The 12007-nt window shown below is 61.1% G+C and carries 12 protein-coding genes; 3 read left to right on the forward strand and 9 right to left on the reverse strand.

The window, feature by feature from the left end:
* Nucleotides 1–18: 18 nt before the first annotated feature.
* On the reverse strand, nt 19–831 hold the full coding sequence (gene lgt / locus HDC32_RS18950) for a prolipoprotein diacylglyceryl transferase (protein WP_090401608.1): 813 nt from the start codon (nt 829–831) through the stop codon (nt 19–21).
* Between the two features lie 65 nt (nt 832–896).
* Nucleotides 897–1679, reverse strand: a complete 783-nt coding sequence (locus HDC32_RS18955) for a sulfite exporter TauE/SafE family protein (protein WP_131697541.1) — start codon at nt 1677–1679, stop codon at nt 897–899.
* A gap of 121 nt (nt 1680–1800) precedes the next feature.
* On the opposite strand from HDC32_RS18955, the gene HDC32_RS18960 reads away from it, so the two are divergent.
* The gene (locus HDC32_RS18960; protein WP_131697542.1) at nt 1801–2547 is read left to right on the forward strand and encodes an NRDE family protein; all 747 of its coding nucleotides are present in this window, start codon (nt 1801–1803) and stop codon (nt 2545–2547) included.
* Between the two features lie 118 nt (nt 2548–2665).
* Here the strand turns inward: HDC32_RS18960 and ptsP are convergent, their stop codons facing one another.
* Together ptsP and HDC32_RS18970 are read right to left on the reverse strand one after the other, a co-directional pair.
* On the reverse strand, nt 2666–4945 hold the full coding sequence (gene ptsP / locus HDC32_RS18965; protein ID WP_092489401.1) for a phosphoenolpyruvate--protein phosphotransferase: 2280 nt from the start codon (nt 4943–4945) through the stop codon (nt 2666–2668).
* A 22-nt stretch (nt 4946–4967) separates the two neighbouring features.
* The gene (locus tag HDC32_RS18970; protein ID WP_053128161.1) at nt 4968–5447 is read right to left on the reverse strand and encodes an RNA pyrophosphohydrolase; all 480 of its coding nucleotides are present in this window, start codon (nt 5445–5447) and stop codon (nt 4968–4970) included.
* A gap of 143 nt (nt 5448–5590) precedes the next feature.
* On the opposite strand from HDC32_RS18970, the gene HDC32_RS18975 reads away from it, so the two are divergent.
* Nucleotides 5591–6247: an HAD family hydrolase gene (locus HDC32_RS18975; protein WP_131697543.1), complete on the forward strand. Its 657-nt coding sequence runs from the start codon at nt 5591–5593 to the stop codon at nt 6245–6247.
* A 111-nt stretch (nt 6248–6358) separates the two neighbouring features.
* Here the strand turns inward: HDC32_RS18975 and HDC32_RS18980 are convergent, their stop codons facing one another.
* Complete coding sequence (locus HDC32_RS18980; protein ID WP_131697544.1) at nt 6359–6772, reverse strand: DUF2269 family protein; 414 nt, start codon at nt 6770–6772, stop codon at nt 6359–6361.
* 41 nt (nt 6773–6813) lie between these two features.
* Complete coding sequence (gene ilvA / locus HDC32_RS18985; RefSeq protein WP_145336926.1) at nt 6814–8328, reverse strand: threonine ammonia-lyase, biosynthetic; 1515 nt, start codon at nt 8326–8328, stop codon at nt 6814–6816.
* A 136-nt stretch (nt 8329–8464) separates the two neighbouring features.
* Here ilvA and rpiA point away from each other — a divergent pair, with 136 nt between their 5' ends.
* Nucleotides 8465–9136: a ribose-5-phosphate isomerase RpiA gene (gene rpiA / locus HDC32_RS18990; protein WP_131697546.1), complete on the forward strand. Its 672-nt coding sequence runs from the start codon at nt 8465–8467 to the stop codon at nt 9134–9136.
* A 71-nt stretch (nt 9137–9207) separates the two neighbouring features.
* Here rpiA and HDC32_RS18995 read toward each other — a convergent pair whose 3' ends face one another.
* The 3 genes from HDC32_RS18995 to HDC32_RS19005 form a co-directional block, all read right to left on the reverse strand.
* On the reverse strand, nt 9208–10122 hold the full coding sequence (locus tag HDC32_RS18995; RefSeq protein WP_131697547.1) for an SdiA-regulated domain-containing protein: 915 nt from the start codon (nt 10120–10122) through the stop codon (nt 9208–9210).
* A 121-nt stretch (nt 10123–10243) separates the two neighbouring features.
* Nucleotides 10244–11170, reverse strand: a complete 927-nt coding sequence (locus HDC32_RS19000; RefSeq protein WP_184745123.1) for an SdiA-regulated domain-containing protein — start codon at nt 11168–11170, stop codon at nt 10244–10246.
* 171 nt (nt 11171–11341) lie between these two features.
* On the reverse strand, nt 11342–12007 hold the full coding sequence (locus HDC32_RS19005) for a fumarylacetoacetate hydrolase family protein (RefSeq protein WP_184745125.1): 666 nt from the start codon (nt 12005–12007) through the stop codon (nt 11342–11344).

The following is a 12007-nucleotide window of genomic DNA, read 5'->3' on the forward strand; positions in this document are numbered from 1 at the left end:
AGGCCCCGGCATTCGAATTTAAAGCGCGGTGTTCTTCAGCGGTTGCGGGCGGTTGTACGCCCACCACAGCAAGCCCAGGCCGACCAGGATCATCGGAATGCTGAGCACTTGCCCCATGGTCAGCCAGCCCCACGCCAGGTAGCCCAGTTGGGCATCCGGCACGCGCACGAATTCGACGATGAAACGGAAGATCCCGTAGAACAGCGCAAACATGCCGGAAACGGCCATGGTCGGGCGCGGTTTGCGCGAGAAGAGGTACAGGATAAGGAACAGTGCCACGCCTTCCAACGCGAACTGGTAGAGCTGCGACGGATGGCGCGGCAGTTGCGCCGGGTCGCTGAACGGCGGGAACACCATGGCCCACGGCACGTCGGTCGGCTTGCCCCACAACTCGGCGTTGATGAAGTTACCGATGCGCCCGGCCCCCAGGCCGATCGGCACCAGGGGCGCGACGAAGTCCATCAGTTGGAAGAACGACTTGCCGTTACGACGGCCGAACCACCAGGCGGCGATCATCACGCCGATAAAGCCACCGTGGAATGCCATGCCGCCTTTCCACACTTCAAAGATCAGCGTCGGGTTGGCGATGTAGGCAGAGAGATCGTAAAACAGCACATACCCCAGTCGCCCGCCGACAATAACGCCCATCGACAACCAGAACACCATGTCGGAGAGCTTCTCCTTGGTCCAAGTCGGGTCGAAACGGTTCAGGCGCCGGGAGGCCAGCAGCCATGCACCGCCGATGCCGATCAGGTACATCAACCCGTACCAGTGGATTTTCAGCGGACCGATGGCCAGGGCCACCGGGTCGATCTGCGGGTAAGGCAGCATTGCGACTCCTCGTTAAATCATTCGTTATGGCGACCGGACCATGCCCGGGCGCGATTAAGCCTGCGTTACAGCAAAAAATTCAAACCGACACAAAACAGCAAGCCGGCGAACAACCGCTTGAGCAAGCGCGGCGACAACCGGTGCGCCAGGCGTGCGCCGAAACGGGCAAACACCATGCTGGTCAGGGCAATGCCCAGCAGCGCCGGCAAATACACGAACCCTAGACTATGAGCGGGCAACAGCGGGTCATGCCAGCCCAGAATCATGAAACTTAATGCACCGGCCAGGGCAATCGGCAGACCACAGGCGGACGAGGTGGCCACCGCCTGTTGCATCGGCACGCTGCGCCAGGTCAGAAACGGCACGGTCAGCGAGCCGCCGCCGATGCCGAAAATCGCCGAAGCCCAGCCGATCACGGTACCGGCCAGGGTCAGGCCAAGCTTGCCCGGCACCGTACGGCTGGCCTTGGGCTTGACCTCCAGGGCCAGTTGCACGGCGATGATCAGGGCGAATACGCCGATGATCTTCTGCAAGTTGGGGCCGGAAATCGCTTCGGCGGTCAGCGCACCAAAACCGGCGCCGAGCAGGATACCCACGGTCATCCATACAAAGATCGGCCAACGCACCGCGCCACGTCGGTGGTGCTCACGCACGGCATTGACCGAGGTAAAGATGATTGTTGCCAGGGACGTGCCCACGGCCAGGTGGGTCAGCACCTGCGGGTCGAAGCCCTGCAAGGTGAAGCTGAACACCAGCACCGGCACGATGATGATACCGCCGCCCACGCCAAACAGCCCGGCGAGCACACCCGCACACGCGCCCAGCAGCAAATACAGCAGAAATTCCATGGGAGCCCCCAAACCAAGTCCGGCATGTTAACGGATGGAAGGCATGCGACCCAACTGGATACGATGGAACGCTGCTGCCTGTGTGGGTAGAGTGGCTAAAAACACAAAAGGGAATCGCCTGATGTGCCTGATTGTTTTTGCCTGGCGGCCGGGCCATGCCCAGCCACTGATCGTCGCGGCCAACCGTGATGAGTTCTACGCCCGCCCCAGCCTGCCGCTGGCCCAGTGGCCGGATGCGCCCGAAGTCTACGCCGGCCGCGACCAGGAAGCCGGCGGCACCTGGCTGGGAGTTAATGCCGATGGGCGGTTTGCCGCCCTGACCAACATCCGTGATCCTCACCAGCCGCCTGCACGCAAGTCCCGCGGTGAACTGGTGGCGCGGTTTCTCAGTGGTTCGCTACCGATTGACGAATATTTGGCCGACGTTAACGGCCGTTCGATTGAATATGCCGGATTTAACCTACTGGTGGGGACGCGGGAAGCGTTGTGGCATTACAACGCCAATCACACCGAGCCGACGCAGTTGAAAGCGGGCGTGTATGGGTTATCCAATGCTGGGCTGGATACACCTTGGCCGAAACTGCTTAAGGCCAAAGCCGCGCTGAGTGAGTTGCTGAACGATCCCCAGCCCGAAGCGCTACTGGAGATTCTGAGCGATCCGCAGATTGCACCGTTTGCCGAGCTGCCGGATACCGGCGTGGGGTTGGCGACGGAGAGTTTGCTGTCGAGTGTGTTTATCGCCAGCCCGAGTTATGGGACACGGGCGAGCACGGCGTTGATTGTGAATGCCGATGGCACGCGGCGGATGGTGGAGCGAAGCTTTGGACCGCATGGTGGGCGGTTGGGCGAGGTAGACATCAACCTGTAGGAGCGAGGGGGACGCCTAGTTCTTGCTCGCGAAAAACCTGAGAACGCCGCGGGGAATCAGGCACCCCGCGTTATCGTTGACGTTCTTCGCGAGCAAGAACTAGGCGTCCCCCTCGCTCCTACAAGGTTTTGGCGGAAGCCGGATTGATCATCCGCGTCAGCCCCAGGTTCTTCAGCGCCAATTGCAGCGAGCTGTGGATAACCTGCGGGTTGTCGATGGTCATCAACTCCGCCAGCAGATCCTTGGCCATGCTCAGCTCAACCTGGCGCAGCATCCACTTCACCTTCGGCAGGTTGGTGGCGTTCATCGACAGGCTGTCAAAGCCCATCGCCATCAACAGCACCGCCGCCGCCGGGTCGCCGGCCATCTCACCGCAGATGCTCACCGGCTTGCCTTCGGCATGGGCGTCGCGCACCACGTGTTGCAGGGCTTGCAGCACCGCCGGGTGCAGGTAGTCGTAGAGGTCGGCCACCCGTGGGTTGTTACGGTCCACGGCCAGCAGGTACTGGGTCAGGTCGTTGGAGCCCACCGACAGGAAGTCCACCTGCCGCGCCAGCTCCTTGGCCTGGTACACCGCCGCCGGGATTTCGATCATCACGCCAATCGGCGGCATCGGCACGTCGGCGCCTTCGTCGCGCACTTCGCCCCAGGCGCGGTGGATCAGGTGCAAGGCTTCTTCCAGCTCATGGGTGCCGGAGATCATCGGCAGCAGGATACGCAGGTTGTTCAGGCCTTCGCTGGCCTTGAGCATGGCACGAGTCTGCACCAGGAAGATTTCAGGGTGGTCGAGGGTGACGCGAATACCGCGCCAGCCGAGGAAGGGGTTGTCTTCCTTGATCGGGAAATACGACAGTGACTTGTCGCCGCCGATGTCCAGGCTGCGCATGGTCACCGGCAACGGGTGGAAGGCGGACAGTTGCTCGCGATAAATCGCCAGCTGCTCCTTCTCACTCGGGAAACGCTGGTTGATCATGAACGGCACTTCGGTGCGGTACAGCCCCACCCCTTCGGCGCCGCGCTGTTGCGCGCGGGCCACATCGGCCAGCAGGCCGGTGTTGACCAGCAGCGGTACGCGGTGGCCGTCGAGGGTCACGCACGGCAATTCGCGTAACGAATCGAGCCCGAGCGCCAGTTGCTTCTCTTCTTCCACCACCTCTGCGTATTGCTTGCGCAGGACTTCGCTGGGGTTGGTAAACACCTCGCCGCGATGCCCATCGACGATCATGTCGATGCCATCGACCTTGGAGTACGGCAGGTCGACCAGGCCCATCACCGTCGGAATGCCCATGGCCCGGGCCAGAATCGCGACGTGGGAGTTACCCGACCCCAGGACCGAGACCAGGCCCACCAATTTGCCTTCGGGCACTTCGCCGAGCATGGTGGCGGTCAGTTCTTCACTGATCAGGATGGTGTTGTCAGGGTAGACCAGGTTGGTGGTGCGGTCTTCCTGCAGGTAGGCCAGCAGACGGCGACCGAGGTCACGCACATCCGAGGCCCGCTCGCGCAGGTAGGCGTCGTCCATCAATTCGAAACGGTTGACGTGATCAGTGACCACCTGGCGCAGCGCACCCTGGGCCCACTGGCCGGTCTTGATCACGGTCTTGACTTCGTTCCCGAGGGACGCGTCGTCGAGCATCATCTGGTACACATCGAACAGCGCGCGCTCTTCAGGGCGCAACTGGGTAGCCAGCTTGGTCGACAGGTTGCGCATGTCGGCGCGCACGCCTTCCAGGGCCGTCTTGAACAGTTTGATTTCAGCGTCGATGTCGTCGACGTGCTTGTCCGGCACCACATCGAGGTCGGCCGGCGGCAACATGACCACAGCAGTACCGACCGCCGCACCCGGCGAACCCGGCACGCCGACGAACTTGGCTTCCTGGATACCCTTGCCCTGGCCCCCCAGGCCGCGAATCGAGCCAGTGGCTTCGGCGTGGGCAATAACCCCGGCGAGCTGCGCGCTCATGGTCACGAGGAAGGCTTCTTCACCTTCGTCGAACTGGCGACGCTCTTTTTGCTGGATGACCAACACGCCGACGACGCGGCGGTGGTGAATGATCGGTGCGCCGAGGAACGAGGCGTAACGCTCTTCGCCGGTTTCGGCAAAGTAGCGATAACGCGGGTGATCGGCCGCGTTTTCGAGGTTCAGGGGTTCTTCACGCGTCCCTACCAAGCCCACCAGACCTTCATTGGGCGCCATGCTGACCTTGCCGATGGAGCGCTTGTTCAAGCCCTCGGTGGCCATCAGCACAAAACGGTTGGTCTCTGGGTCCAGCAGGTAAACCGAGCAGACCTGGCTGCCCATGGCTTCCTTGACGCGCAACACAATAATCCCCAACGCCGCCTTGAGATCCTTGGCGGAGTTAACTTCCTGGACGATCTTGCGCAGCGTATTGAGCATGGCTCGGGGTCGAACTCCGTCGTCAGTCGCGCGATAAAAGGCGCGGGGCAAGCTCTTTGAGAGCGCGACGATAAACCTCGCGCTTGAATGTCACCACCTGGCCCAACGGGTACCAATAGCTGACCCAGCGCCAGCCATCGAACTCCGGTTTACCGGTCAAATCCATCCGCACCCGCTGCTCGTTGGAGATCAGGCGCAGGAGAAACCATTTCTGCTTCTGGCCGATGCACAGCGGTTGGCTGTGGGTACGCACCAGGCGTTGCGGCAAACGATAGCGCAACCAGCCCCGGGTACAGGCCAGAATTTGCACATCTTCGCGCTCAAGGCCTACTTCTTCATTCAACTCACGGTACAAGGCGTCTTCAGGGGTTTCATCGGGGTTGATCCCGCCTTGAGGAAACTGCCAGGCATCTTGGTTGATTCGGCGAGCCCATAGCACCTGTCCGGCATCATTCGTAAGAATAATCCCGACATTAGGACGGAAACCATCGGGGTCGATCACGGCAACAACCTCGCAAACGCATGTCGCCGCATTGTTCCACAAAGGTTGTTCCAGCGGCAACGAGGCTTCTTACCTTATGTGCACTCTTGTGAAAAGACCGTATTCTTGACGCCTTTTTACAGACTTTTCAGCGAGTAACTGCAATGCGCCTGGCTTTATTCGACTTGGACAACACCCTTCTCGGCGGTGACAGCGACCACGCCTGGGGCGATTACCTCTGCGAACGGGGGATTCTCGACGCGGTCGCCTACAAAGCCCGCAACGACGAGTTCTATCAGGACTACCTGGCCGGCAAGCTGGACAACGCCGCCTACCTGAACTTCTGCCTGGAAATCCTCGGCCGCACCGAGATGGCACAGTTGGACGAATGGCATAACGACTATATGCGCGACTGCATCGAGCCGATCATGCTGCCCCTGGCCGCTGAACTGTTGGCCAAGCACCGCGCCGCTGGCGACAAGCTGGTGATCATCACCGCCACCAACCGTTTCGTCACCGCGCCAATTGCCGCACGCCTGGGCGTGGAAACCCTGATCGCCACCGAATGCGAGATGGAAAACGGCCGCTACACCGGACGCAGCACCGATGTACCGTGCTTTCGCGAGGGCAAGGTGACGCGCTTGAATCGTTGGCTGGAAGAAACCGGGCATAGCCTGGAAGACAGTTACTTCTATAGCGACTCGATGAATGACCTGCCGCTGTTGGAGCAGGTGACGCATCCGGTGGCGGTGGACCCCGACCCGAATCTGCGCGCTGAAGCCGAGAAGCGTGGTTGGCCGGTGATTACGCTGCGTAGCTGATGGCCCTATCGGGGGCAAGCCCCCTCCCACATTTAACCGAGTACATCCTTTGGAATGCGGTCGAGTGTGGGAGGGGGCTTGCTCCCGATGCAGCCGACGCGGTTTAAAACCCTAAACCGGCTTGGCGCCCATGAGCCCCGCAATCGCCACAAACCCCACCAGGCTCACCACCGCCAGCACCAGGGTAAAATTCAAGCTGCCGCCCTCGCCTTTGCGCAGCCGGTTAAGCCGTGCCACCAGCCAGAACCAGGCCAACGCGGCCACGGTATAGAGGATGCTGGAACCCAGGATCCAGGTCTGCCCCAATGGCCAGCCGACCAGATGCACCAGCCACCAGCCGGTAAACGGCATGCTGACCATGCAAACGCCCATCAGCAACCACACGAACGCCCACGGGCGCTGCACAGTCACGGCCGGGCCGGCGCTGCGCTTGCGCCAGGCCAACAGCGCCAGGCCGAGGCCGCTGAGCAGCAGCACCACGGTGGCCGCTATGTGGATAACTTTGAGGGTGGTCAGGGTTTCCATGTGTCGTCTTCCTTAAAGGCCGCCCCAATCAGCGTAGTCGCTCAACCGAGAAACAGTTTGTAGGCCGGGTTGTCACTCTCATCCCAGTACGGGTAGCCAATGGCTTCCAGTGCTGCCGATACCAGATGGCGCTCGTTCGCCGGCACTTGCAGGCCGGCGACCACACGGCCGTCAGCGGCACCGTGGTTGCGATAGTGGAACATCGAGATGTTCCAGCGCCCGCCCAATTTGTTAAGAAAGTTGAACAGGGCCCCCGGACGCTCCGGGAATTCGAAGCGAAACACCACTTCATCACTGACCTGGGCCGCATGCCCGCCCACCATATGGCGGATGTGCAACTTGGCCAGCTCGTTCTCGGTCAGGTCCAGCACCGGGAAACCCTGGCTGGTGAGGCTGGCGATCAGCGCACTGCGCGGGTCGTTTTCCGGGTGGGTCTGCACGCCGACAAAGATGTGCGCTTCGCTGCCGGAGTGGTAGCGGTAGTTGAATTCGGTGATCTGGCGCTTGCCCACGGCCTCGCAGAACGCCTTGAAGCTGCCCGGCTTCTCGGGGATGGTCACGGCGATGATGGCTTCGCGACCTTCACCCAACTCGGCGCGCTCGGCCACATGGCGCAGGCGGTCGAAGTTGACGTTGGCGCCGGAGTCGATGGCTACCAGGGTTTGCCCGGTGATGCCACGGGTTTCCACGTATTTCTTGATGCCTGCCACGCCAAGCGCGCCGGCCGGCTCGGTGATGGAGCGGGTGTCGTCGTAAATGTCCTTGATCGCCGCACAGATTTCATCGGTGCTCACAGTGATCACTTCATCCACATAGTGCTTGCAGATCTCGAAGGTGTGCTGGCCGATCTGCGCCACCGCCACGCCATCGGCAAAGATACCCACGGTGGGCAGCACCACACGCTCGCCGGCGGCCATGGCGGCTTGCAGGCAGTTGGAGTCGTCCGGTTCGACGCCGATGATCTTGATCTCCGGGCGCAGGTATTTCACGTACGCCGCAATGCCGGCGATCAGCCCGCCGCCGCCCACCGGTACGAAAATCGCATCCAGCGGCCCAGGGTGCTGGCGCAGGATTTCCATCGCCACGGTGCCCTGCCCGGCAATGGTGTGCGGATCATCGTAGGGGTGAATGTAGACGTAGCCTTTTTCGTCGACCAGTTTCAGCGAGTAGGCCAGGGCCTCCGGGAAGGAGTCGCCATGCAGCACCACTTTGCCGCCACGGGAGCGCACGCCTTCGACCTTGATCTCCGGGGTGGTCTTGGGCATCACGATCGTGGCCTTGACCCCCAGCACCTTGGCCGCCAGGGCCAGGCCCTGGGCATGGTTGCCCGCCGAGGCAGTGACGACGCCGCGCGCACGCTCTTCGGTGGTCAACTGAGTCAGCTTGTTATACGCGCCGCGAATCTTGAACGAGAACACCGGCTGCAAGTCTTCACGCTTGAGCCAGACCTTGTTACCCAGCCGCTCGGAGAGCTGGCGGGCGGTCTGCAGCGGGGTTTCTACGGCAACGTCATAGACGCGCGAGGTGAGGATCTTTTTGACGTACTGTTCAAGCATCGGCGGAAATCACTGGGCGGGTTGGGCAGGGCCAAGGAGTCTAACCCAGCGTTTGGCCGGGCGACCACACGAATCCAGAGGTTTTGTTGGGTTATACTCGCGCCCCTCTTTACTCCCCGCCCGTTCCGGAGCCCGCATGACCCAGGATCAACTCAAACAGGCAGTGGCCCAGGCCGCCGTCGATTTAATCCTTCCTAAACTCGACGACAAGAGCATCGTCGGTGTCGGCACCGGCTCCACCGCCAACTGCTTTATCGATGCGCTGGCCCGGCACAAAGGCGCGTTCGACGGCGCCGTGGCCAGCTCCGAAGCCACCGCCGCGCGCCTCAAGGGCCATGGCATTCCGGTGTACGAGCTCAACACCGTGAGCGACTTGGAGTTCTACGTCGACGGCGCCGATGAAAGCGACGAACACCTGAACCTGATCAAGGGCGGCGGTGCAGCCCTGACCCGCGAGAAGATCGTCGCGGCGGTGGCCAAGACCTTTATCTGCATCGCCGACGCCAGCAAGCTGGTACCGGTGCTCGGCGCGTTCCCGCTGCCGGTGGAAGTCATCCCGATGGCCCGCAGCCACGTAGCCCGCGAACTGGTGAAGCTCGGTGGCGATCCGGTGTACCGCGAAGGCGTGTTGACCGACAACGGCAACATCATCCTCGACGTGTTCAATATGCAGATCACCAACCCGGTGGAGCTTGAGACCCAGATCAACGCCATCGTCGGCGTGGTCACCAACGGCCTGTTCGCCGCACGTCCGGCGGATGTGCTGCTGCTGGGCACCGCTGAAGGCGTCAAAACCCTCAAGGCCTGATGCAAAACCAAATGTGGGAGGGGCGGTGCGACGATTCGACTTGCCCCCTCCCACATTGGGCGGCGGTATTTTCAGGATTCTGGTTTCTTGAACACGTAGAACAGGTTCGGCTCGCTGACGAGATACAACGTGCCCTCGTCATCCATGGCGATTCCTTCGGCCTGGGGCACCCGTTTTTTCAGGCCATGGCGCCCATTGAGCAGAGATAAGCTGCTCAATGGACGACCGTCGATATCCAGCTCCAACACCAGAAACGACTCATCCGACAGCGCCAGCAGATGGCCGCTGCGCTCGTCGTATTGCAGGCTCGACAGGTCGCGCACAAACAACCCGGCATCGCGCTTGGGGTTGTTGATCACGTGCACCGAGTAGGTTTTTTCCGGTTTGAAATGGGGAAAGCCGTGGACCTCGTAGATCAGCATCGGGTCGCGCTCCTTGGCCACGAACAGGCGCTTGCCTACCGAGTCATAGGCCAACCCCTCGAACCCCTTGTTGCCCCCCACATGCAGGCCCAGGGTCATCTGTTCCGCATCGGCGGCGTCGAGGAATTGGGTATCGTCGTCCACATGCACCTTGATCAGCCGCTGCTGGCGTTCGTCGGTGATGACGTAAATGTTGTCGCTGATAAATTCCACCGCCTCAGCATCACCAAACCCCACCAACGGGATACGTCGCAGGATCTTGCCCTCAAGGGACAGCTCGATCAGCTCGGCGTTTTTATTGGTAACGGTAAACAGGCTCTTGCGCACCGGATCGTAGGTGAGGGCCGAGACATCGTCGTCGAGCCCTTCGATAACCTGGGCCTCAAGGGTCACTCGGTAATCCGCCAGGCCGATGGAGCGCTCGTCCGCCGGCTGACGCCAGGCCTGCCAGTTGAACCAGGCGCGCTCGAACAGGCGAAAGTGCTGCGCAACAGCCCCGGCGCTGACCAGGGCGATCAGCACAAGCATAAAGAGAATGGGTTTGGGGCGGGCAAATCGACGCATCGGGGGGTGCTCAAAGTCAAAAGTGGCGAATGAATATCACGCCTGTCTGAATTTAAACTTAAACGCACCCTGGCGTCTGGCGAATGCCGCTAATAGAGAAATATCCGACGTGATTCGTCTGTTATTTCTGCTTTTCGAAACGATAGAACAGGTTTGGCTCACTGACCACGTAGAGCGTGCCGTCCTCATCCATCGTTACCCCTTCAGCACGGGGGATGGTGTTCTTGAGGCCATTGAAGCCACCGAGCAGGGTCATGAAGCTGACTTGTTCACCCTTCTCGTCCAACTCCAGCAACAAGTGCGAATCGGCCGACAGCACCAGCAGATGGCCGGTGCGCGGGTCGACGGCCAGGGCCGAGAGGTTGCGCATGTCCAACTCTTTACTGGCCAGTTTCTGCTTGCCGCCCTCGAGGGCCTGGCTACCATCGCTTTTCCAGGTGAATAACGCCGGCGGGCGCTCTTCGCCGAGGATCAACTGCTGGTTGCGCCTGTCCCAGGCCACGGCTTCGAAGGCTTTGTTCTGGTCTTTTGACGGACCGAGGTCGTAGTTGGGAAAGTCCGCCTTGTTCAATTGCTGGGTGGCGGCGTCGACCTTGACGATGGTCAGGCTGTGCTGGCGTTCGTCGACCACCGCCATCAGGCCATTTTCCATCACGGTCACGCCTTCCGGGTTGTCCCAGCCATTGAGCGGCATCTTGCGCAGAACATCGCCCTGCAGGCTCAGTTCGACGAGGAAGGGATTCTTGCCCATCACGGAAAACAGGGTTTTGGTCTGCGGGTTGTAGGAGATGTCCGATGCCTCATCCTTCTCCATACCCGGCAACAACTTGGCGTCGATGACGACGTGATAGTCAGGCAACCACACACTTTCGCTGCGCTCGGCGGGAGTTTCAAAGCCCTCCAACACCCACAGCACGCCGCGATCGTCCCAATGCATGGCCCAGGAAAGGCCATAGACGATCACCCCCGCCAGAAACAGCCAGGAATACCAGCGCAGGGCAAAACGAGAACGCGGCTTGGGTGTGGCGGAAGGCAGGGACACGGCCATTGGGTGCTTTTTCCGGAAAGTCAGCGGTAGGTGATAGCACAGGATCAACGGACCCGCGCGCTGGAGGCTGAGGATTATCCGGATGGCGTGTGAAAAAAATGCAAAAGCCGATGCATGAGATGGACTCGGACCCAATGTGGGAGGGGACTTGCCCCCTCCCACACCAGGTGCTTAGCGAACGCTGCTTTCGAAGCGGTTTACGCCGGTCAATTCCAACACCAGGTCATCACCCACATTCAACGGGCCCACGCCGGCCGGGGTACCGGTGAGGATCACGTCGCCGGCCTGCAGCGAGAAGCAACCGGCCATGTACTGGATCATCGGTACGATCGGGTTGAGCATGCTCGCGCTGTTGCCGTCCTGACGCACTTCGCCGTTGATGGTCAGGCGAATGCCAATGTCGGTCACGTCCACGAAGGTGCTGCCGACCACGAACGGCGCAAGCACCGCCGCGCCATCGAAGGACTTGGCGATTTCCCATGGCAGGCCCTTGGCTTTCAGTTCGGATTGCTTATCGCGCAGGGTCAGATCCAGGGCCGGGGCGAAGCCGGAGATGGCATCCAGCACTTCTTCACGGCTGGGCTTGTTCGACAGCGGTTTGCCGATCAGCACCGCGATTTCCGCCTCGTAGTGCACCGAACCACGCTCGGTCGGAATGCTGAAACCGCCTTCCAGCGGGACGACGCAACTGCCCGGCTTGATGAACAGCAACGGCTCGGTCGGCACCGGATTGTCCAGTTCCTTGGCATGTTCGGCGTAGTTACGCCCAATGCACACCACCTTACCCACGGGAAAGTGGATGTTGGTGCCGTCGACATACTTGTGCTGGTAGCTCAT

It is taken from the genome of Pseudomonas sp. JAI120 (assembly GCF_014207255.1).
In the GTDB taxonomy this organism is placed as follows: domain Bacteria; phylum Pseudomonadota; class Gammaproteobacteria; order Pseudomonadales; family Pseudomonadaceae; genus Aquipseudomonas.